This is a genomic window from Pseudocitrobacter vendiensis, assembly GCF_943590815.1.
GTDB classification, from domain to species: domain Bacteria; phylum Pseudomonadota; class Gammaproteobacteria; order Enterobacterales; family Enterobacteriaceae; genus Pseudocitrobacter; species Pseudocitrobacter vendiensis.
The window spans coordinates 62,067-84,655 of record NZ_CALSBS010000016.1; the positions used below are offsets into that span (position 1 = coordinate 62,067).

Below are 22,589 nucleotides of genomic sequence, written 5' to 3' on the forward strand. Positions count from 1 at the left end.
CGAGATGTGCCGCCATTAAGCTTGCCATTCTACGAGACTCTTAGTAACGTTGCGCCCTGAAAAGGAGAGAATCTGATGCAGACTAATCTGGCTAAACTACCTCAAGACGAAATGGATAAAGTTAACGTCGATCTTGCCGCGGCGGGCGTCGCTTTTAAAGAGCGCTATAACATGCCGGTGGTGGCCGAAGTCGTGGAACGCGAACAGCCAGAACACCTTCGCGACTGGTTCCGCGAGCGTTTAATTGCCCATCGTTTGGCCTCGGTATCCCTGTCTCGTTTGCCTTACGAACCGAAACAAAAATAATCCTTACGGATTGATACACTTCCTTACGGCAATCGGTGTAAACTTCTTCAGGAAAATCTGAAGTGACGACCCACTGACCTCTTGTTGAAGGAAGCAACTATGCTGGCATGGTCTATTGCAGCGGCGCAATTCGCGCCGCAGAACGGCAGCCTCGCCGAAAATATTATCCACCATCTGCGTTTTATCCGCGCCGCGGCAAAACTGGAATGTAAGGTATTAATTTTTCCAGAACTCTCCCTGACAGGCCTGACGGGCGAGCCCGGGCTCCCCTCACCGCCCAGTAACGACCAATTGCAACCGCTCACCGATGCCGCCCGCCAGCATCAGATAACCATTGTGGCCGGCTTACCCGTTGAGGAAAACGGTCAACGCAGCAAAGGTGTGGCCATATTCTCCCCCGACACGGCGAAACCGTATACCTGCGCGCAGGGCAACGGCACCTGCCTGACGCCGGAATCGCGCTATATCAGTGTATTGAATCTGAATAACGATGGCTGCGATCTTTCGCCTCAGGCGTCGCTGTTAGCCACGCTCACCAGCACCGCAGAGTCACAGCAGAGCCTGAATACCCAACGGTTACAATGGTTTGCCCGCAAGCATGCCATCGCGGTACTCAAGTCGAATTACAGTTGCGATGACTTTTCCGGCGGCAGTGCCTTATGGGATGAAACCGGGCAACTGATCGTCCGGGCGGACCAGGGTGAACTCCTGGTTACCGGCAGAAAAAGCGCTCAGGGTTGGCAAGGCGACATCATTCCATTACGCTAGCTTCTTTTGGCCGGGAGTATGCCATGTTACGCGTGATCGATACCGAAACCTGCGACCTTCAGGGGGGCGTCGTTGAAATAGCGTCTGTCGATGTCGTGGATGGGAAAATCACCAACCCAATGAGCCACCTCGTGCGCCCCGATCGCCCGATCAGCGCACAGGCGATGGCAATTCACCGCATTACGGAAGAGATGGTTGCCGATCAGCCGTGGATTGAAGAGGTGCTGCCGTTTTACCAGGGAAGCCCGTGGTATGTCGCGCACAACGCCAGTTTCGACCGTCGCGTTCTGCCAGAAATGAACGGTGAGTGGATTTGCACCATGAAGATGGCGCGTCGGTTATGGCCCGGTATCAAATACAGCAACATGGCGCTATATAAGTCACGCAAACTGAGCGTCGCTACGCCGCCGGGGTTGCATCACCACCGCGCGTTGTATGATTGCTATATCACTGCCGCATTACTGATTGATATCATCGATGTTTCTGGCTGGTCGCCCGAACAAATGGTCGATGTCACCGGACGCCCGGCGCTGCTGCGCACCTTTACCTTTGGTAAATATCGCGGCAAAGAGGTTTCGGAAGTGGCGGAGAACGATCCAGGTTATTTACGGTGGTTGTTCAACAACCTGGATCGAATGAGCCCGGAATTGCGCCTCACGTTAAAGCACTATCTGGGCGAATAACTTAGCGGACGCTTCTGCCGGGTAAGGTACCCTGAGCCAGCGCAATCAAAAACGTGAATTCGAGCGCCACGCCTTCATAACTTTTGAAGCGCCCCGACTTCCCACCATGCCCGGAGTCCATATCCGTACACAGCAGCAGAAGGTTATCATCCACCTTCTGCTCGCGCAGTTTGGCCACCCATTTCGCGGGCTCCCAGTACTGTACCTGAGAATCATGCAACCCGGTGGTGACCAGCAAATGCGGATAGGCGTTCGGCTGCACATTGTCGTAGGGGCTGTACGACTTCATGTAATGATAATAGGTCTCATCCTGCGGATTTCCCCACTCCTCAAACTCCCCGGTGGTCAGCGGAATAGACTCGTCCAGCATCGTCGTGACGACATCAACAAACGGCACCTGCGCCACCACGCCGTGGAACAGCTCAGGACGCAGATTAATGGCGGTCCCCATTAACATCCCGCCCGCGCTGCCGCCCATGCCGTAACACAGTTTGGCATCACCATACCCCTGAGTCAGCAGCGCATCGGTCACATCAAGGTAATCATTGAAGGTGTTCATCTTCTTAAGGAATTTGCCGTCTTCGTACCACTGCTGCCCCAACTCACCGCCGCCGCGAACGTGGGCGATAGCATAGACAAAACCGCGATCCAGAAGACTCAGGCGGCTGCTGCTGAAGTCGGCGTCCATACTCGCGCCATAAGAACCATAGCCATACACCAGTAGCGGATTTTTCCCTTTGCGGAAGTGTTCACGGTGATACACCAGCGAAACGGGGACTTCCACGCCATCGCGCGCGGTGATCCACAGGTGTTCGCTCTGATAATGCGAGGCGTCAAAGCCTTTGACCTCCTGCTGCTTCAGCACCTTACGCTCCCCGGAATCCATATCCAGTTCAAACAGCGTATCCGGCGTGGTCATGGACGAATAGCCATAGCGCAGCCGCGACGTTTCCGGCTCAGGATTATAGGCCACCCAGGTGACATAGGCCGGGTCATCAAAGGCAATTCCGCTCTCTTCACGCGTATGGCGATTAATTTGCCGCAGGCTGGTCAGACCGTGTTGACGCTCCTCGAGCACCAGCCAGTCGGTAAAGAGTGTGAAGCTCTCCAGCATCACATCATTGCGTGCTGGAATTAGCGTTTGCCACTCTCTCTCATCGCGTACGCTACTGCGATAAAGACCAAAGTTTTTACCTTCGCGGTTGGAGCGAATATAAAAATGATGCTGGAAATGATCGATGCTGTATTCATGATCTTTGCGACGTGGCAGGAACACGATCGGTTCGGCATCCGGCAGCTCAGCATCGAGCAACCGCATTTCGCTGGTTGTGGCGCTCGAGAGCGCAATCACTACATAGTGTTTCGAGGACGTTTTATGCAGGCTGACGTAAAACGTATCATCTTTCTCTTCATAGACCAGCGTATCCTGCGCCGCAGGCGTGCCAATGCGATGTCGCCACACCTGCCACGGCAGAAGCGTCGTGGGGTGCTTGCGAACATAATAGAGCGTTTGTGAATCATTGACCCAGACAATGCCAGGAGAGACATTCTCCAGCACTTCAGGGTACCAGTTCCCGGTACGCAAATTGCAAAATCGCAGGCCGTACTGACGACGCGAAAGATAATCTTCAGTGATCGCCAACAGATCGTTGTCCGGTGAAACCGTCAGCCCACCGAGTGTGTAAAATTCACTGTGCGCAGCGCGCTGATTGGCGTCGAGTAACAGATCCCAGGGTTCCCACTCCCCCTTCTGCACCGATTGACGCTGATATATCGCGTACTCGCAGCCCGGCTCATAAACCTGGCGATAGCGATAACCTTTTTTGGTATAAGGCGCGGACTCTTCTCGCTGGGGAATACGGTCGACTATCTCCTTTAGCACGCGCTCCTGAAGGGCGTGCTGAGAGTCCATCACACTTTTTCCGTAATCATTTTCCTGATGCAGATAATCGAGGACCTCTGGCGCTGCGCGATTGTCGTCGCGCAGCCAGAAATAGTTATCAATACGCGTATCGCCATGAAGCGTCATGGCGTGAGGAATTTGTTTCGCTTTTGGCGGCATGTCATTGTTCTTCTGTATTAGTCACACCCTATAAGGGTGGACAAATTAAACGACGATGCAAGCGAAACCTGTGACAAGACGTTTAAAGTTGCTGTTTTTGTTGCTGCAAATCCTGCTCGATGCCTTCTCGCACTTCCGGCGGCAGCTTCAGCGCATCACCCAGGGCATTAAGATAACTGCGCTCCATAAAGTGGTCGATATCTATCGCCGCGCAGCTCACAAAGTAAAGCTCTAAAGCCTCTTCTTCGTTATGCACATCACGCGCCAGACGCTGGGGATCGAGCGGCTGCTCGATAGCCTGCGCGATCAGCGCACGTCCCTGCTCTTCAACACCCGCTTCACGCAGTTGCTGTTCTATCGCCGCCTGCTCTTTGGCATCAATATGCCCGTCGCTCTTCGCGGCAAACACCAGCGCCAGAATCAGTCGCTCTGTACGCACATCCAGCGGAGCGGCAGGTTCACCGTATTTCTGTTCTGTATGCGGATTACCCTGAAGCTTTCCTTTATATTTGTTCCACAACACGCTACCCGCCACCGCGCCGCCGCCGACTAACAACGCTCCGGTGCCGTATTTCGCCAGCATTTTGCGCGAGGATTTACTGGCGACCAGCAAACCCGCCAGCCCGCCCAGCGCGCCAGGCACCAGCATTTGGCTGAGATCTTTCTTTCCCTCACCCGATTTTTGCCCCAGCAGCGATTGCAGTTGATTAAGCCAGCCAGACATATAACCTCCGATAGATTTGTACCAGTTAATCAGCCTAGGCGAACCGATGTCAGGATATGTCTGCTCTGCATAAAGATGCGCAAATTTAACGTGATAGCGCCGCATTAACGTCGACAGCAAGACAGACGCAAACGTTTTCGTTTATAATGCGCGAAATTTTGACAGACGATGGAAAATGCAATGACTTTACTCGGCACAGCCCTGCGTCCTGCGGCGACGCGCGTAATGCTATTAGGTTCCGGCGAACTCGGAAAAGAGGTTGCCATTGAGTGTCAGCGACTGGGAATTGAGGTGATTGCTGTCGATCGCTATGCCGATGCGCCTGCCATGCACGTCGCTCACCGCTCTCACGTCATTAACATGCTGGATGGTCAGGCGCTGAAAGCACTGGTAGAAGCGGAAAAGCCAGATTTCATCGTGCCGGAAATTGAAGCCATCGCGACCGACATGCTGGTTGAGCTGGAACATCACGGCCAAAACGTGGTGCCCTGCGCGCGTGCCACGCAGCTGACCATGAACCGTGAAGGCATTCGTCGTCTGGCCGCCGAAGAACTCAAGCTCCCCACCTCGGCATACCGCTTCGCCGACAGCGAAGCCACATTCCGCGATGCCGTCACGGAAATTGGCCTGCCCTGCATCATCAAACCCGTAATGAGTTCATCCGGCAAAGGCCAGAGCTTCATTCGCAGCGAAGCGCAGCTTACTGACGCCTGGCAGTATGCCCAACAGGGCGGTCGTGCGGGAGCGGGTCGCGTCATCGTCGAAGGGGTGGTGAATTTTGATTTTGAAATCACTCTGCTGACTGTGAGCGCGGTGGATGGCGTTCACTTCTGTGCGCCGGTCGGTCACCGTCAGGAAGATGGCGATTATCGTGAATCGTGGCAACCCCAGCAGATGAGCCCGCTCGCCCTGGAACGTGCGCAGGCTATCGCACGCGACGTCGTGCTGGCGCTGGGCGGTCATGGTTTATTCGGTGTGGAACTGTTTGTCTGTGGTGATGACGTTATCTTCAGCGAGGTTTCCCCACGCCCGCATGACACCGGAATGGTGACACTGATTTCACAAGACCTCTCCGAGTTCGCCCTGCACGTTCGCGCTTTCCTGGGCCTCCCGGTTGGCGCAATTCGTCAGTATGGCCCGTCTGCCTCAGCGGTTATTCTGCCGTGTTTACAGAGCCAGAACGTCACCTTTGATAACGTAAATGGTGCGGTAGGTGCGGGTCTGCAGGTTCGTTTGTTTGCTAAACCGGAAATCGACGGTACGCGTCGAATGGGCGTGGCGCTGGCAACCGCCGATTCGGTTGATGACGCCATCGAGCGGGCAAAAGTAGCTGCCGCCGCGGTGATTGTGAAGGGATAAAAAAAGCGGGCCGTTGGGCACGCTTCTGGTTGCTTGCAAAGTGCGTTTTGTTCTTGCCGGATGCGGCGTAAACGCCTTATCCGGCCTACAATTTATGCAAATTCAATACATTGCAGATGCCTTATAGGCCGGGTAAACACAGTGCCACCCGGCATAGTTACGCACTTACAGCGTTGCAGCTTCTACTGCTTCACGAGCCAGTTTGGTGATACGATCGTAATCGCCAGCTTCCAGCGCATCCGCCGGAACCAGCCAGGAACCACCGACGCACAGAACGCTTTTCAGCGCGAGGTAGTCGCGGCAGTTTTTCAGTGAGATACCGCCAGTCGGGCAGAAACGAATATGAGAGAACGGACCTGCAATCGCCTGCAGCGCTTTCACGCCACCGTTAGCTTCCGCCGGGAAGAATTTGAATTCTTTCAGACCGTGATCCATACCCAGCATCAGTTCAGAAACAGAGCTGATACCCGGGATCAGCGGGATAGTGCCTTCGGTAGCCGCTTTCAGCAGAGAGTCAGTCAGGCCCGGGCTGATGGCGAACTGTGCGCCAGCTTCGGTGACTTCTTTCAACTGCTGCGGGTTGGTTACGGTACCCGCACCTACGATAGCGTCCGGCACTTCTTTCGCAATAGCGCGGATAGCGTCCATTGCGCACGCGGTACGCAGGGTCACTTCCAGCACGCGTACACCGCCTGCAACCAGCGCTTTTGCCATCGGCACAGCGTGTTCCAGCTTGTTCACTACGATAACCGGTACAACAGGACCAGTCGTCAGGATTGCTTCTGCAGTGGTTTTCCAGTTTTTCATCAGATTATTCTCTCGCCAGGTCTAAAAACGTATCATCTTAAAAAGTAATGCAGGTTGCGCCCTGCTCTGCGCCGGAGAGTTTCTCACGCAGCGCGCTGAACATTTCGCGGCCAGTACCGACACGGGAGGCGCTCATATCAGGAATGTGCGGTTGACGTGCGGCCAGCTCGGCTTCATCGACCAGCAGCGTTAATTCGCCGGTCTGCCCGTTGACACGGATCATATCGCCGTCACGTACTTTTGCCAGCAAACCACCATCATAGGCTTCCGGGGTGACATGAATTGCTGACGGCACTTTACCTGATGCACCAGAGAGTCGTCCATCGGTGACTAACGCAATTTTGAAACAGCGGTCCAATAATACACCAAGTGGCGGCATGAGTTTATGTAATTCTGGCATTCCGTTCGCTTTTGGCCCCTGATGGCGCACTACAACCACGCAATCTTTGTCCAGAAGGCCCGCTTCGAAGGCTGGCAGAACGTCATGCTGGCTCTCAAAGACCACGGCTGGCGCTTCAATAACCTGGTTTTCTACCGGCACGGCAGAGGTTTTCATCACTGCGCGGCCAAGGTTTCCGCTCAGTACTTTGGTGCCGCCATGTTTGGAGAACGGTTTGTCGAAGGAGGCGATGATGTTTTCATCCAGAGACGCGGTTGCGCCTTCACGCCAGTCCAGCTTGCCGTTATTCAGCCACGGCTCCATGGTGTAGTGAGACAGACCGAAGCCCGCCACGGTGTTCACGTCTTCGTGCAGCAGACCGCCTTTCAGCAGTTCGCGCACCAGAACCGGCACACCGCCCGCCGCCTGGAAGTGGTTAATATCTGCAGGGCCGTTCGGATACAGACGCGCCATCAGCGGTACAACGTCGGAGATTTCAGAGAAGTCATCCCAGTTGATGATGATACCCGCAGCACGCGCCATAGCCACCAGGTGCATGGTGTGGTTAGTTGAGCCGCCCGTTGCCAGCAGGGCGACGATACCGTTGACCACAACCTTTTCGTCGATCATCTGACCGAGCGGCATCCATTCGTTACCGTTACCGGTCATGCGGGTCACCTGACGTGCGGCAGCCGCCGTCAGTTCTTCACGCAGCGGCGCATCCGGGTGAACAAATGAAGAGCCCGGCAGCTGCATCCCCATGAATTCAATCACCATCTGGTTAGTGTTCGCGGTGCCGTAAAACGTACAGGTACCTGGCGCATGGTAAGAAGCCGCTTCGGATTCCAGCAGCGCGTTACGATCAACTTTACCTTCCGCATACAGCTGACGAATACGGACTTTTTCTTTATTCGGCAGGCCGCTTGCCATCGGGCCTGACGGAATGAAGACGGACGGCAGGTGGCCGAAAGAGAGCGCCGCCATAGCCAGCCCCGGGACGATTTTGTCGCACACGCCGAGATAAAGCGCGCCATCAAACATGTTGTGAGACAGGCCCACCGCGGCAGACATGGCGATCACTTCACGGCTCAGAAGGGAAAGTTCCATCCCGTCCTGGCCCTGCGTGACTCCATCGCACATTGCTGGTACGCCGCCCGCAACCTGACCGACCGCGCTGACGCTGTGCAGGGCTTTACGAATGATATCAGGATAGTGCTCATACGGCTGATGGGCGGAGAGCATGTCGTTATAGGAGGTGATGATCGCAATATTGTTACGCAGCATGCTTTTCAGCGACGCTTTATCCTCTGCGCCGCAAGCCGCAAAACCGTGCGCCAGGTTACCGCAGGCCAGCTGGGAGCGATGCACGGTTTCGGTCTTCGCACGCTTGATGCGTTCAAGGTAGGCAGAACGGGTATCGCGTGAGCGGTCGATAATGCGATTTGTTACGCGTAACAATACAGGATTCATAAAAGCTCCTCAAAAATTTTCTGTCCAGGCTCCAGCGACATAAGGTTTTGATTAGCATTTTCTGCCACAAAACCCCCGTATTCTGTAGCTTAGGGGCAAACATCTGAAGATAGTGTAATAAAAAAAGCCCCGGGGGTGAATCCACCCGGGGCTTAAATGCGTAAAAATAGCACTACATGCTGTGTTAGATCATGTTACCGGTAAAATACCCCAATGGGATTACCGTCATACGTTACTCAAACTCGTTCCAGGAACGGCCATCGCGGGTGATCATCGCAACGGACGCTACCGGCCCCCAGATGCCAGCCTGGTACGGTTTCGGCGGGTCCTGATCGGCGGCCCACGCTTCAGTGATGGAGTCGACCCACTTCCACGCTTCTTCCACTTCATCGCGGCGCACGAACAGCGCCTGAATTCCGCGCATGGTCTCCAGCAGCAGGCGCTCGTAAGCATCCGCCAGGTGCGTTTGATTGAAGGTTTCGGAGTAGCTCAGATCCAGCTTGGTGATCTGCAGGTTATGTTTGTGGTCCAGACCAGGTACTTTGTTCAGCACCTGGATATCCACACCTTCATCTGGCTGCAAGCGGATCGTCAGTTTATTCTGCGGCAGCTCCTGCCAGGACTCTTTAAACAAATTGAGTTCCGGGTTTTTGAAATACACCACCACTTCAGAGCATTTAGTCGGCAGTCGTTTACCGGTGCGCAGGTAGAACGGCACGCCCGCCCAGCGCCAGTTATCGATATCCACGCGAATAGCGACGAAGGTTTCCGTATTGCTCTGCTTGTTGGCGCCCTCTTCTTCCAGGTAGCCCGGCACTTTTTTGCCCTGCGCAAAACCTGAGGTGTACTGACCGCGTACGGTTTTTTCGCGAACGTTAGAACGGTCGATACGACGCAGAGATTTCAGTACTTTCACTTTGGCATCGCGAATGCTGTCGGCAGTCAGATCGGATGGCGGCGACATCGCAATCATGCACAGAATTTGCAGCAGGTGGTTCTGAATCATATCGCGCATCTGACCGGCCTGATCAAAGTAGCCCCAACGGCCTTCGATGCCGACTTCTTCTGCCACGGTGATTTCGACGTGATCGATAGTGCGGTTATCCCAGTTGTTCACAAACAGGGAGTTGGCAAAACGCAGCGCCAGCAGGTTCAGCACCGTTTCTTTACCCAGATAGTGGTCGATACGGTAAACCTGGCACTCTTCGAAGTATTCGCCCACCTGATCGTTGATTTCACGCGAGGTCGCAAGCGAGGTACCCAGCGGTTTTTCCATCACCACGCGCGCAGGCTTGGCGTTCAGTTTCGCCTCACCTAACCCTTTGCAAATCGCGCCGAACGTATTAGGCGGCATCGCGAAGTAGTTGATGGTGACACGGTTTTTCTGATCGAGCATGTCGCCAAGGCGGCTAAATGCGCTGGTGTCGTTGACATCCAGATTACAGAAATCCAGGCGGCCGCTCAGCGTTTCCCACAAACCTTCATCTATTTTCTCCTTCATGAAGGTTTCGAGCGCCTCGCGCACCACTTTGGTGTAGGCTTCTTTGTCCCAATCCGCACGTCCTACCCCGATAATACGGGTGTCCGGATTGATCTGACCGGCTTTTTCAAGCTGATACAGGGAAGGCAACAATTTACGACGCGCCAGGTCACCTTTCGCGCCGAAAATGACCAGATCGCATGCCTGGGCCGTTTGCGTTACCGCCATGTCATTCTCCTCAGTTGTATTTCCTGGTTCTTATGCCAGGCTACAGTTGTAATTTTATTACACCGCACTGTACTGTGTTTACTAACTTACCGAAACCTTTTACCGCCTTAGACCGCACAAATGGAAATATATGCGGCTTAACGCCTGGGCAAAGCGCTAATTTTGTTCGTTCTTTCGCCCTGAACGGGTTTGCAAAAATTCGACGTTGATCATGTAATGAAAAAAAACAACATTTTTTGCTGTTGTTTGTCCCCTTTCATCAACCTTGAGGGGTATATTCTTGCTAAAACGCCTGCAGATTTCACCCATTAATGGAATCGTTTCAATCAATGAGCGCCCCATCACGATGAACATGCTGGAAAAAATTCAGTCGCAACTGGAAAACCTTAGCAAATCCGAACGTAAAGTGGCGGAGGTGATCCTCGCCGCACCAGAGCAGGCTATCCACTCAAGTATTGCGGCGCTGGCGCTGGAAGCTGAGGTCAGCGAGCCGACGGTCAACCGTTTTTGTCGCAGTCTGGAAACGCGTGGCTTCCCCGATTTTAAGCTTCATCTTGCCCAAAGTCTGGCCAACGGTACACCGTATGTTAATCGTAATGTGGATGAAGATGACAGTGTAGAAGCCTATACCGGGAAAATATTCGAGTCGGCGATGGCAAGCCTGGCGCATGTCCGCCAGTCGCTGGAGATGTCGGCGGTCAATCGGGCGGTCGATCTCCTGACTCAGGCTAAACGTATCGCCTTCTTCGGATTGGGCTCATCCGCCGCTGTCGCCCATGACGCCATGAACAAATTCTTCCGATTCAACGTTCCGGTGGTCTATTCCGATGACATCGTCCTGCAACGGATGAGCTGTATGAATTGCAGCGAGGATGACGTTGTGGTGCTCATTTCACACACGGGCAGAACCAAAAGTCTGGTGGAACTGGCACAGCTGGCACGTGAGAACGATGCCATGGTGATTGCGCTGACGTCGGCAAATACGCCGCTCGCGCGCGAAGCCACGCTGGCCATTACACTCGATGTTCCCGAGGACACCGACGTTTATATGCCCATGGTTTCCAGGCTCGCACAGTTGACGGTCATTGACGTGCTGGCCACCGGTTTTACGCTGCGCCGGGGCGCGAAATTCAGGGATAACTTGAAGCGAGTCAAAGAAGCGTTGAAGGAATCGCGGTTTGATAAAGAACGTATTACACACAGCGATAACCATTAAAATTTGTAAAAGCACTATTGATGAGACATTCGGCGTTATCACTGCACAAGCGGTGCTACCTTAAAGGAGCCGAATCCATGTTCACGCAACACCTGGTTGTTTAAGTTAACGGAGTATTACATGTCCAGAAGGCTTCGCAGAACCAAAATCGTTACCACGTTAGGGCCAGCCACTGACCGCGACAATAATCTTGAGAAAGTCATTGCCGCCGGCGCCAACGTTGTACGAATGAACTTCTCCCACGGCACACCGGAAGATCATAAGCTTCGCGCTGATAAAGTACGCGAAATCGCGGCAAAACTGGGTCGTCATGTAGCTATTTTAGGCGATCTCCAGGGTCCCAAAATCCGTGTTTCAACCTTCAAAGAAGGCAAAGTTTTCCTCAACATCGGCGACAAATTCCTGCTCGACGCCAACCTGGGTAAAGGTGAAGGCGATAAAGAAAAGGTCGGTATCGACTATAAAGGCCTACCTGCTGACGTCGTTCCAGGCGACATTCTGCTGCTCGACGATGGTCGCGTACAGCTGAAAGTGCTGGAAGTTCAGGGCATGAAAGTGTTCACCGAAGTGACCGTCGGTGGCCCGCTTTCTAACAACAAAGGTATCAACAAACTGGGCGGCGGCCTCTCTGCTGAAGCCCTGACTGAGAAAGACAAAGCAGATATTGTCACGGCGGCAAAAATTGCGGTGGACTATCTGGCGGTCTCCTTCCCGCGCTGTGGCGAAGACCTCAATTACGCTCGTCGTCTGGCACGCGAAGCAGGCTGCGACGCGAAAATCGTCGCTAAAGTTGAACGTGCGGAAGCCGTTTGCAGCCAGGACGCGATGGATGACATCATTCTGGCATCTGACGTGGTAATGGTTGCGCGTGGCGACCTGGGTGTTGAAATCGGCGATCCGGAGCTGGTGGGAATTCAGAAAGCGTTGATTCGCCGCGCGCGTCAGCTGAATCGTGCCGTGATCACGGCAACCCAGATGATGGAATCGATGATCACCAACCCAATGCCAACACGTGCGGAAGTTATGGACGTGGCGAACGCCGTGCTGGATGGTACCGATGCGGTGATGCTCTCTGCAGAAACCGCCGCGGGCCAGTATCCGTCTGAAACCGTCGCGGCAATGGCGCGCGTGTGCCTGGGTGCGGAAAAAATCCCCAGCATTAACGTTTCTAAACACCGCCTGGACGTACAGTTCGACAACGTGGAAGAAGCGATCGCGATGTCGGCGATGTACGCGGCAAACCATCTGAAAGGTGTGAGCGCCATCATCACCATGACCGAATCTGGCCGTACCGCGCTGATGACTTCACGTATCACCTCCGGTCTGCCGATTTTCGCCATGTCTCGTCATGAGCGCACCCTGAACCTGACCGCGCTGTATCGCGGCGTGACGCCGGTGCATTTCGATAGCGAAAGCGACGGCGTTGCGGCAGCCCATGAGGCCGTTAATCTGCTGCGCGACAAAGGCTATCTGGTTGCCGGCGACCTGGTGATTGTGACTCAGGGCGACGTGATGGATACCGTGGGTTCCACCAACACCACGCGTATTTTGACTGTCGAATAAAAAATATCTTTTATCAGAACAAAGGCCTCTTCATAGGAAGAGGCCTTTTTTTTGGCAACGAACTGGCGGTAAATTGCCTGATGGCGCTTCGCTTATCAGGCCGACGGGATAGGTTACGTGTGTAAAACTACTCCGGATATCTCTCGCTGGGTTTATACGGCTTAATATCACCCGGTTTACGCGTTTTGAGCAGTTTCAGGATCCAGGTGTATTGTTCCGGATGCGGGCCGACAAAAATCTCCACCTCTTCATTCATCCGACGCGCAATGGTGTGATCGTCGGCTTCCAGCAGATCGTCCATCGGCGGGCGCACCAGGATGGTTAAACGATGTGTTTTGCCATCATAGACCGGGAACAGCGGCACCACGCGTGCACGGCACACCTTCATCAGACGACCAATCGCCGGGAGCGTGGCTTTATAGGTCGCGAAGAAATCAACGAATTCGCTGTGCTCCGGGCCGTGATCCTGATCCGGCAGATAGTAGCCCCAGTATCCCTGACGCACCGACTGGATAAACGGCTTGATGCCGTCGTTACGCGCATGCAGGCGACCACCAAAACGACGGCGCACGGTATTCCACACGTAGTCGAATACTTTGTTGCCCTGATTATGGAACATGGCGGCCATTTTCTGCCCCTGTGACGCCATCAGCATGGCCGGGATATCCACCCCCCAGCCGTGCGGCACGAGGAAAATGACGTTCTCGCCCTTCTCGTGCATTTCGTCGATGATCTCTTTGCCCTGCCAGTCGACGCGCGGCAGAATTTTCTCTGGCCCGCGAATCGCCAGTTCAGCCATCATCGCCATCGCCTGCGGCGCAGTGGTATACATACCATCGATGATAGACTCGATTTCCGCATCGCTTTTTTCGGGGAAGCAATAGCGCAGGTTAATCTGCGCGCGGCGACGAGCACTTTTACCCAGACGCCCGGCTAAGCGGCCAAGCGTCCCCAGTAACGGGTCGCGAACTTTCGCGGGTAAACACGCGGCTCCCGCAAAGGCGAACACGCCCAACCACGCGCCCCAGTTCTGCGGGCGGCGAAACTCTTTTTCGAATTCAGGAATGTATTCACTATTCTTTTTGTTTGTTTCCATGCTTATTCCATGAAGAGCACTACTGGTGCGAAACGATTACCGATAGTGTAGCGAGGCGCTCAGTTTCACACAAAAGAAAAAGCCGGCGACACTGAGTGCACCGGCTTTAATTGTCTATAAGTTAAGCGAAATTAATCAAAGCGCAGTTGCGGAAGGACCTGCTTAACCTGTGCCAGATAATCCGTACGATCGGAACCGGTCAAGCCTTCCGTACGTGGCAATTTCGCCGTCAGTGGGTTGACTGCCTGCTGGTTAATCCACACTTCATAGTGCAGGTGCGGGCCAGTAGAACGTCCGGTATTTCCGGAAAGCGCGATACGGTCACCACGTTTGATTTTCTGCCCTGGCTTCACGAGGATTTTGCGCAGGTGCATGTAACGGGTGGTGTATGTACGACCATGGCGAATCGCCACATAGTAACCTGCCGCACCGCTACGCTTCGCCATCACCACTTCACCATCACCCACCGCCAGTACTGGCGTACCTTGTGGCATCGCGAAATCTACGCCACGGTGTGGCGCGACGCGACCGGTAACCGGGTTCAGACGACGCGGGTTAAAGTTAGATGAGACACGGAACTGACGCGCGGTTGGGAAACGCAGGAAACCTTTTGCCAGCCCGGTACCGTTACGGTCGTAATACTTACCGTCTTCAGAACGAATTGCGTAATAATCTTTTCCTTCTGTCCTGATTCGTACGCCAACAAGTTGGCTCTGCTCGCGTTTGCCATCCAGCATTTCGCGCGACATCAGTACAGCGAATTCATCATCTTTTTTCAGCTTGCGGAAGTCCATCTGCCACTGCATCGCTTTGATGACCGCGCTCACTTCTGTGCTGGTAAGGCCGGCATTGCGCGCGCTGGTCACAAAGCTGCCCCCAACGGTACCTTTCAGCAGATTGTTCACCCACTCGCCCTGCTGCGTTTCCGCGCTCATTTTAAAGCCGTTAGCAACGCGGTCATAGGTACGGGTTTCGCGACGGGACATTTCCCAGGTGAGCTGTTGTAAATCGCCATCCGCCGTCAGCGTCCAGGAGAGCTGCTGGCCGATTTTCATATTACGCAGGTCTTTATCTGCCGCCGCAAGACGACTGATATCACCCATATCGATACCATACTGATTGAGGATGCTGCTGAGCGTGTCACCTGTCGAGACGACATATTCATGCTGATTATCAGTTTTTTCGTCCAGCTCATCCTGTGGGATAGCTTCATCTTCCTGTGCTGCCTGGTCGATAGGCTCGCTTGCTTCCGGCAACAGGGAACGTATTTCTTTCTGTTCCAGCTCGATGGTGCGCACAATCGGGCTAGATGTTGGGTGATAAACGTATGGTCGCCATACGGCGACCGCTAAAGTCAGGACTGTCAACGACCCCAGCATAACGCGGTGGGGTCGCGGCAAATTGTTAAACGCCAGGGCGACAGAGCGGGCTATCTGTTGCACGTATTCACTTCCTCATTAATCTCCTTTCAGGCAGCTCGAATATTGGTTCGCGAGTTGACGAAGAAACGTCGCGTAACTCTCTTTGCTCAGTTGAATGTTTGTCCCCAGCGGATCTAACGTGCCCATACGCACAGAAGTTCCCCGGGCCACCGCTTCAACGACCGCTGGCCTGAACTGTGGCTCAGCAAAAACGCAGGTTGCTTTTTGCTCAACCAACTGTGTTCTGATTTGATGTAAACGCTGCGCACCGGGCTGGATTTCAGGGTTTACGGTAAAGTGGCCAAGCGGCGTTAAACCGTATTGTTTTTCATAGTAGCCATAGGCGTCATGAAAAACGAAATACCCCTTCCCTTTCAGCGGTGCCAGCTCGTTGCCAACCTCTTTATCGGCTGTGGCTAATTGTGCCTCAAAATCCTTCAGGTTGGCGTCGAGTTTGGCTCGACTCTGCGGCATAAGTTCCACTAATTTGTCATGGATTGCAACCGCTGACAGCCGCGCTATCTCTGGCGAGAGCCACAGATGCATGTTGTAGTCGCCGTGATGGTGATGTGCGTCACCTTTTTCACTCTCATGGCCTGCGTGATCGTGGTCACCTTCATGGTCATGGTCATCATCATCGCCACCTTTCATGAGCAATGGTTTCACACCGTCAAGCTGGGCAATGGTGACTTTATTTTTGTCAGAAATACTTTGCGTTGACTTATTCATGAACGCTTCCATTTCCGGCCCAATCCAAACGACTAAGTCCGCGTTCTGTAAGCGTTTTACATCCGAAGGGCGTAAAGAATAATCATGTTCAGACGCACCGTCAGGCAGTAAAACCTGCGTGTCGGTGACGCCATCGGTGATAGCTGAAGCGATAAATCCAAGCGGTTTTAATGAGGCGACCACAGCCGCGTCAGCGTGCTGAACGGCGGCACCGCTGAACGCAATCGATAAAGCAGCGAAAAGAAGCGTATTTTTCTGTAACATAATGCGTCTGATAATCGTAATGAATAAGTGGAGTGTGATATTATAACATTCACTCACTTGTGCAACCCTTAATTGCTATGACGAATCTTGTAACACTGGAAAATGTTTCGGTCTCATTCGGCCAGCGCCGCGTGCTGTCTGACATTTCACTGGCCCTGAAGCCAGGACGCATTTTGACGTTACTCGGGCCGAACGGTGCGGGTAAATCCACGCTGGTACGCGTGGTTTTAGGCCTGGTAGCACCCAATGAAGGCGTGATCAAGCGCGAGGGCAAACTGCGCATTGGCTATGTGCCGCAGAAATTACACCTGGACGCGACACTGCCGCTGACGGTTGAGCGTTTTTTACGTCTGCACCCGGCAACCAAAAAAGCGGATATCCTTCCGGCGCTGAAACGCGTGCAGGCAGGTCATTTGCTTAACGCGCCAATGCAGAAACTGTCTGGCGGCGAGACGCAACGCGTCCTGCTGGCGCGCGCGCTGTTGAACAGTCCGCAGTTGCTGGTGCTGGACGAACCGACGCAGGGCGTTGATATTAACGGTCAGGTCGCGCTCTATGATCTGATTAACCAGCTACGACAGGAACTGGACTGCGCGGTGCTAATGGTTTCGCACGACCTGCACCTGGTGATGGCAAAAACTGACGAAGTTTTATGTCTGAATCATCACATCTGCTGTTCCGGCACGCCGGACGTTGTGTCAATGCATCCTGAATTTATCTCGATGTTCGGCCCGCGCGGCGCTGAGCAACTCGGTATCTACCGCCATCAGCATAACCATCGCCACGATTTACAGGGTCGTATTGTTTTGCGTCGGGGAAATGGTCACTCATGATTGAATTATTACTGCCCGGCTGGCTGGCCGGGATGATGCTGGCGTGCGCCGCGGGCCCACTGGGTTCGTTTGTGGTCTGGCGTCGCATGTCCTATTTTGGCGATACCCTGGCCCATGCGTCATTGCTGGGTGTCGCCTTTGGCCTGCTGCTGGATGTCAATCCTTTCTATGCGGTTATCGCCGTTACGCTCTTCCTGGCCGGCGGGCTGGTATGGCTGGAAAAACGCCCTCACCTTGCGGTCGATACCTTGTTAGGGATTATGGCGCACAGTGCGCTGTCGCTGGGTCTGGTGGTCGTCAGCCTGATGTCGAATATCCGCGTGGATCTGATGGCGTATTTGTTTGGCGACCTGCTGGCGGTGACGCCGGAAGATCTGGTTTCCATCGCGATTGGCGTGGTGATTGTGCTGGCCATTCTCTTCTGGCAGTGGCGTAACCTGCTGTCGATGACCATCAGCCCGGATCTGGCGTTTGTTGATGGCGTGAAACTTCAGCGCGTGAAGCTGCTGCTGATGCTGGTGACGGCGTTAACCATCGGCGTGGCAATGAAGTTTGTGGGGGCGCTTATCATCACATCATTGCTGATTATTCCCGCCGCGACGGCACGTCGTTTTGCCCGCACGCCGGAGCAAATGGCGAGCATCGCCGTTGGTGTAGGGATGATCGCGGTTACCGGTGGCCTGACCTTCTCGGCGTTTTATGACACACCCGCTGGCCCGTCAGTCGTTCTGTGTGCAGCGGTGCTGTTTATTTTCAGTATGATGAAAAAGCAGGCTCAGTGAGCCGTTGAGATGCCGGATGGCGGCTTCGCCTTATCCGGCCTACGAATACGGTTTTGTCGGTCGAATAAGATGCGTAAGCATCGCCATCCGACACGGTTCTCAGGGCATTTCCGGCGGCGTAATGCCGAAGTGATTCCACGCACGCACCGTCGCCATACGTCCACGCGGCGTACGTTGCAGGAAGCCCTGCTGAATCAGGTAGGGCTCCAGCACATCTTCAATGGTTTCCCGCTCTTCGCCAATCGCCGCCGCCAGGTTATCTAACCCCACCGGGCCGCCGAAGAATTTGTCGATAACGGCAAGCAGCAATTTGCGATCCATGTAATCAAATCCTTCCGCATCGACGTTAAGCATATCCAGCGCCTGCGCGGCGATCTCCGCTGAAATGGTGCCATCGTGCTTTACTTCCGCGAAGTCGCGTACGCGACGCAGCAGGCGGTTGGCGATACGCGGCGTACCGCGTGCGCGGCGAGCAACTTCCAGCGCGCCCTCTTCGCTCATCTCCAGCCCCATATAGCGGGCGCTTCGGCCAACGATATGTTGCAGGTCAGGCACCTGATAAAATTCAAGACGCTGAACAATACCGAAACGGTCACGCAGCGGCGAGGTTAACGACCCCGCGCGCGTGGTCGCGCCAATCAGGGTAAACGGCGGCAAGTCGATTTTAATCGAGCGCGCGGCCGGGCCTTCGCCAATCATGATATCGAGCTGATAATCCTCCATCGCCGGATAGAGCACCTCTTCCACCACCGGTGACAGTCGATGGATTTCATCGATAAACAGCACGTCGTGCGGTTCGAGATTCGTCAGCATTGCCGCCAGATCGCCCGCTTTCTCCAGCACCGGGCCAGAGGTTGTGCGTAAATTCACACCCATTTCATTGGCTACAATATTAGCCAGCGTGGTTTTACCAAGCCCCGGCGGGCCAAAAATCAGCAGATGGTCGAGCGCATCACCACGCAGCTTCGCAGCCTGGATGAAAATCTCCATCTGCGAGCGCACCTGCGGCTGACCAATATACTCCTCCAGCAATTTTGGCCTGATGGCGCGGTCTGCCACATCTTCTGGCAGTGTGCTTTCTGCACTAATCAGGCGATCTGCTTCAATCATCCTCTACCTCACAGCGCAGCGCGTAACGCTTCGCGGATCAATGTTTCGCTATTGGCATCCGGACGCGCGATTTTGCTGACCATCCGGCTGGCTTCCTGAGGTTTATAGCCCAGCGCCACCAGCGCAGCAACCGCTTCCTGCTCTGCATCGTCCGTCGCCGGGCTTGCCGGAGAGGTGAGCACCAGATCGGCAGCAGGTGTAAACAGGTCACCGTGTAGCCCCTTGAAGCGGTCTTTCATTTCGACAATCAAACGCTCGGCGGTTTTTTTACCAATACCCGGCAGTTTCACCAGTGCGCCAAGTTCTTCACGCTCAACGGCATTAACAAACTGTTGCGCCGACATGCCAGAGAGGATCGCCAGCGCCAGCTTCGGACCAACGCCGTTGGTTTTAATCAATTCTTTAAACAGGGTACGTTCCTGTTTGTTATTAAAGCCGTAGAGCAACTGTGCATCTTCGCGTACCACAAAGTGGGTGAAGATGATGGCTTCCTGCCCCGCTTCCGGCAGCTCATAGAAGCAGGTCATCGGCATATGCACTTCATAGCCGACGCCGCCCGTCTCCAGCAGTACTAACGGGGGTTGTTTTTCAATGATGATGCCTCTGAGTCTGCCTATCACATGACGCTCCTGCGTTAATGGCTCTGATACAAAGGTGTATCATAAAAAAATGCTGGATAGATATCCAGCGAGGGATGAAACAAAAGTTGATGTGTGGTGGTTTTTCTGGATAGCCGATAGTCAAGATGAATGCTACTCACCCACTCCCTGCACGTTAAATTTTTTCGGAGTAAGTCCATTCTCAATTCGCCATTGATACGCCTGTGTATGTTCTAAATCGTTACCATCAAGAGTAATCGAGGCCTGGTTTGAGTAAATAAAATATTCTTCCCCCCTTTTAGCAGGTTGAGTGCCAGACAGAGCATAAGTCCCCGCCAGCAAATCCCCCTCTGACACCATTTCATAACTTTTTAACACGTAGCCATATCGCCAGTTAATCAAATTAAAAAGTATTCTTTCAGCCGCCTCTCTTGCAAAAATATCATTCCCAACTTTGATGGAAAAACTGCTTGAGTTAATTTTATAATGATGTTTCCCGGGTAAGAATTCAAAAGCCTGAGTCAGTGAAAACGATCTCTTATAATGCCCACCCGGCGGAATAACTTGCCAGCCATCGACACCATCATAAATTCCACACATCCCATCAAGGACAATATTACTCGTTGAAACGTTAAATGCAGCGTTGCAGGGTAGCAATCCACCTTTAAATATATAAGCAGGTTGATTATTGCGATTGTAGAAATCCAGAAATGCATTCACCACGCGTCCTTGCTGTATGACGCCAAGCCTCACGGCTACTCCACTTTTGGCCATTCTCGCATTGTTGATACTCGTACCAACTTCACCCACGCCGTAGATGTCATCACTTATATGAATGATTCGCGGAACAATTTCCCCTTTATCATTTAAAGAAACGCGTCCATAGCGATAGGGGTAGCGAATAACATTGTCATTAGCGAATGCATTCACACAATAACTTATTAAAAGTAAACCCATCACCTTCATTAAGGATTTCATAAAACTTGCCTTGTTATTAACCTAATACAATGTTAATTCTTTATTCTTAGAAAAGAAAGATTATAGATTATATATAAACAATGGATTAAATGGTGAAAATAAATTACCCAACCAAATATGAAACCGGCGATATTGTCTTCACCTGCATCGGCGCTCGCCTGTTTGGGCAAATCTCCGCTGCCTCACAGTGCTGGAGCAACCACGTCGGCATTATTATCGGTCACGATGGCGAAGACTATCTGGTCGCCGAAAGTCGCGTACCGCTCTCAACGGTGACAACGCTGGCACGCTTTATTCAGCGCTCGACCGATCAACTCTACGCCGTCCGTCGCCTGACAGGGGGATTAACCACGGAACAGAAGCTTGCGCTGGTCGAGAAGGTCCCTGGTCGCCTGCTTAAACTCTATCACACCGGTTTTAAATATGACTCCGCGCGTCAGTTTTGTTCGAAGTTCGTCTTCGATATTTATAAGGAGGCGTTATGTATTCCTGTCGGGGAAATTGAAACGTTTGAAAATCTGTTGCGCCGCAACCCTAACGCAAAACTCGCGTTCTGGAAGTTCTGGTTTTTAGGTTCAATTCCGTGGAATCGCAAAACTGTGACACCAGCCAGCTTGTGGCATCATCCGAGCCTGGATCTTATTTTCAACAGCAGTAATCAGAACATAAAGTAAACCCCAATTATTCGACTGCAAATCAAGCTACTTTCGTTAGAGAAAAGGATGTTCTATGAATATTAAGAAATTTATATTTTCAGCATTAATACTTTCCCCGGTTATTGCTTCAGCAAGTACTACAACTGAAATGACAGAGCGTGGAGTTATTGAACAACAAGTAATGGACCTTACCTATAAAAAAGACTGGGTACAGTTGGAATCAATAATTAAAGAATATAATACTAATTTCCCTGCAACCAGCGGAGGAACGCAAAAACTAGAAATATTTTGGGGAAGCATGTACGACATCTATAAGAATGATGTCAGCGATGGTGGTTTTACTGATGAGACAATTAATGAATGGCTGAAAGCAGTACCCAACTCTTCCGGTGCAAGGATACTTAAAGCATTTAAATATAATGCTCAGATTGTCGAACTCCGGGGTGAAGGTCCGGCGGACTCTGTTGATCCCAGCGTATGGCCAAAATATAAAAAACTTGTCAACCAGCAAAAAGAATATCTACTAAAAAACAAGGACCTGGCTGATAAAGACGCTGAATGGTATCCCATCATGATGATGGTTGCCAGAAACCTTGAAGATAAAGACTTATTATATAAAACCTTTTATGAAGGAATCGAAAAATACCCTACTTATCAGGATAATTATTTACAGGCAATGGAGGGTCGATTACCTAAGTGGGGCGGCAGTTATGAAGAAATAGAAAAGATCGCGCGAATTGCTGCGGATAAAAATAAAACACAATCTGGTTTATCTATGTATGCTTACATCTGGCATAATGCTTTCTTCTTTCAACCAGATAGCATGAATTTATTGCGAAATAAAAAAATAGTCTCCTGGAACGACCTTCTACAAGGTTGGAGAGACCGCTACGTGCAATACCACTCTACAAGAACGCTGAATGGTGTATTGATCGCCTCTTGCATAGCTGATGATAAAGAGACGTTTACCCGTGCAAATGCCATGATTGATGGTCAAGTCGAACGCCAAAGCTGGCCAATGGGGGTAACATGGCAACAATGCAAAGACTATTTTAAACAGCAGAATTAATATCAAA

The 22,589-nt window shown here is 52.7% G+C and carries 21 protein-coding genes; 10 read left to right on the top strand and 11 right to left on the bottom strand.

What is annotated here, in order from left to right; translation table 11 throughout:
• Positions 1-75 precede the first annotated feature (75 nt).
• From NMC31_RS16570 to exoX, 3 genes are all read left to right on the top strand, one after another.
• The gene (locus NMC31_RS16570) at positions 76-306 is read left to right on the top strand and encodes a DNA polymerase III subunit theta (RefSeq protein ID WP_149462806.1); all 231 of its coding nucleotides are present in this window, start codon (positions 76-78) and stop codon (positions 304-306) included.
• Between the two features lie 99 nt (positions 307-405).
• Positions 406-1,074 (top strand): carbon-nitrogen hydrolase family protein, encoded by a 669-nt coding sequence (locus tag NMC31_RS16575; protein ID WP_149462807.1) that lies wholly within the window; start codon positions 406-408, stop codon positions 1,072-1,074.
• A 23-nt stretch (positions 1,075-1,097) separates the two neighbouring features.
• Positions 1,098-1,757, top strand: coding sequence for an exodeoxyribonuclease X (exoX, locus tag NMC31_RS16580; protein WP_253898526.1), 660 nt, complete (start codon positions 1,098-1,100; stop codon positions 1,755-1,757).
• Between the two features lies 1 nt (position 1,758).
• On the opposite strand, the gene ptrB is transcribed toward exoX, so the two are convergent.
• Positions 1,759-3,819 (bottom strand): oligopeptidase B, encoded by a 2,061-nt coding sequence (gene ptrB, locus NMC31_RS16585; protein WP_253898527.1) that lies wholly within the window; start codon positions 3,817-3,819, stop codon positions 1,759-1,761.
• An 82-nt stretch (positions 3,820-3,901) separates the two neighbouring features.
• On the bottom strand, positions 3,902-4,543 hold the full coding sequence (locus NMC31_RS16590) for a tellurite resistance TerB family protein (RefSeq protein WP_149462810.1): 642 nt from the start codon (positions 4,541-4,543) through the stop codon (positions 3,902-3,904).
• Between the two features lie 180 nt (positions 4,544-4,723).
• Here NMC31_RS16590 and purT point away from each other — a divergent pair, with 180 nt between their 5' ends.
• Positions 4,724-5,902 (top strand): formate-dependent phosphoribosylglycinamide formyltransferase, encoded by a 1,179-nt coding sequence (gene purT / locus NMC31_RS16595; protein ID WP_253898528.1) that lies wholly within the window; start codon positions 4,724-4,726, stop codon positions 5,900-5,902.
• A gap of 165 nt (positions 5,903-6,067) precedes the next feature.
• On the opposite strand, the gene NMC31_RS16600 is transcribed toward purT, so the two are convergent.
• From NMC31_RS16600 to zwf, 3 genes are all read right to left on the bottom strand, one after another.
• Complete coding sequence (locus NMC31_RS16600; protein ID WP_253898529.1) at positions 6,068-6,709, bottom strand: bifunctional 4-hydroxy-2-oxoglutarate aldolase/2-dehydro-3-deoxy-phosphogluconate aldolase; 642 nt, start codon at positions 6,707-6,709, stop codon at positions 6,068-6,070.
• A gap of 37 nt (positions 6,710-6,746) precedes the next feature.
• A complete protein-coding gene (gene edd / locus NMC31_RS16605; RefSeq protein ID WP_149462812.1) occupies positions 6,747-8,558 on the bottom strand; it encodes a phosphogluconate dehydratase in 1,812 nt (603 codons plus the stop codon).
• 232 nt (positions 8,559-8,790) lie between these two features.
• Positions 8,791-10,266 (bottom strand): glucose-6-phosphate dehydrogenase, encoded by a 1,476-nt coding sequence (zwf, locus tag NMC31_RS16610; protein WP_253898530.1) that lies wholly within the window; start codon positions 10,264-10,266, stop codon positions 8,791-8,793.
• Between the two features lie 346 nt (positions 10,267-10,612).
• On the opposite strand from zwf, the gene NMC31_RS16615 reads away from it, so the two are divergent.
• Both NMC31_RS16615 and pyk read left to right on the top strand, forming a co-directional pair.
• Entirely contained in the window at positions 10,613-11,482 is an 870-nt protein-coding gene (locus NMC31_RS16615) for a MurR/RpiR family transcriptional regulator (RefSeq protein ID WP_253898560.1), read from the top strand.
• Between the two features lie 120 nt (positions 11,483-11,602).
• On the top strand, positions 11,603-13,045 hold the full coding sequence (pyk, locus tag NMC31_RS16620) for a pyruvate kinase (RefSeq protein ID WP_015964035.1): 1,443 nt from the start codon (positions 11,603-11,605) through the stop codon (positions 13,043-13,045).
• 127 nt (positions 13,046-13,172) lie between these two features.
• Here the strand turns inward: pyk and lpxM are convergent, their stop codons facing one another.
• From lpxM to znuA, 3 genes are all read right to left on the bottom strand, one after another.
• Positions 13,173-14,141: a lauroyl-Kdo(2)-lipid IV(A) myristoyltransferase gene (gene lpxM, locus NMC31_RS16625; protein ID WP_253898531.1), complete on the bottom strand. Its 969-nt coding sequence runs from the start codon at positions 14,139-14,141 to the stop codon at positions 13,173-13,175.
• 131 nt (positions 14,142-14,272) lie between these two features.
• Positions 14,273-15,583, bottom strand: a complete 1,311-nt coding sequence (mepM, locus tag NMC31_RS16630; RefSeq protein WP_253898532.1) for a murein DD-endopeptidase MepM — start codon at positions 15,581-15,583, stop codon at positions 14,273-14,275.
• 15 nt (positions 15,584-15,598) lie between these two features.
• Positions 15,599-16,555 (bottom strand): zinc ABC transporter substrate-binding protein ZnuA, encoded by a 957-nt coding sequence (gene znuA, locus NMC31_RS16635; protein WP_253898533.1) that lies wholly within the window; start codon positions 16,553-16,555, stop codon positions 15,599-15,601.
• 77 nt (positions 16,556-16,632) lie between these two features.
• Here znuA and znuC point away from each other — a divergent pair, with 77 nt between their 5' ends.
• Complete coding sequence (gene znuC, locus NMC31_RS16640) at positions 16,633-17,388, top strand: zinc ABC transporter ATP-binding protein ZnuC (RefSeq protein WP_253898534.1); 756 nt, start codon at positions 16,633-16,635, stop codon at positions 17,386-17,388.
• On the top strand, positions 17,385-18,170 hold the full coding sequence (znuB, locus tag NMC31_RS16645) for a zinc ABC transporter permease subunit ZnuB (RefSeq protein WP_149462817.1): 786 nt from the start codon (positions 17,385-17,387) through the stop codon (positions 18,168-18,170). The genes znuC and znuB overlap by 4 nt, the downstream gene beginning before the upstream one ends.
• Before the next feature lie 99 nt (positions 18,171-18,269).
• On the opposite strand, the gene ruvB is transcribed toward znuB, so the two are convergent.
• From ruvB to NMC31_RS16660, 3 genes are all read right to left on the bottom strand, one after another.
• Positions 18,270-19,280, bottom strand: a complete 1,011-nt coding sequence (gene ruvB / locus NMC31_RS16650; protein WP_253898535.1) for a Holliday junction branch migration DNA helicase RuvB — start codon at positions 19,278-19,280, stop codon at positions 18,270-18,272.
• An 8-nt stretch (positions 19,281-19,288) separates the two neighbouring features.
• Complete coding sequence (ruvA, locus tag NMC31_RS16655; RefSeq protein WP_149462819.1) at positions 19,289-19,900, bottom strand: Holliday junction branch migration protein RuvA; 612 nt, start codon at positions 19,898-19,900, stop codon at positions 19,289-19,291.
• 132 nt (positions 19,901-20,032) lie between these two features.
• Complete coding sequence (locus NMC31_RS16660) at positions 20,033-20,857, bottom strand: hypothetical protein (RefSeq protein WP_253898536.1); 825 nt, start codon at positions 20,855-20,857, stop codon at positions 20,033-20,035.
• Between the two features lie 89 nt (positions 20,858-20,946).
• Between NMC31_RS16660 and NMC31_RS16665 the strand changes: the two genes are divergently transcribed.
• Both NMC31_RS16665 and NMC31_RS16670 read left to right on the top strand, forming a co-directional pair.
• The gene (locus NMC31_RS16665) at positions 20,947-21,531 is read left to right on the top strand and encodes a YebB family permuted papain-like enzyme (RefSeq protein WP_436650533.1); all 585 of its coding nucleotides are present in this window, start codon (positions 20,947-20,949) and stop codon (positions 21,529-21,531) included.
• Between the two features lie 55 nt (positions 21,532-21,586).
• The gene (locus tag NMC31_RS16670; RefSeq protein ID WP_253898537.1) at positions 21,587-22,582 is read left to right on the top strand and encodes a DUF4034 domain-containing protein; all 996 of its coding nucleotides are present in this window, start codon (positions 21,587-21,589) and stop codon (positions 22,580-22,582) included.
• Positions 22,583-22,589: the final 7 nt, after the last annotated feature.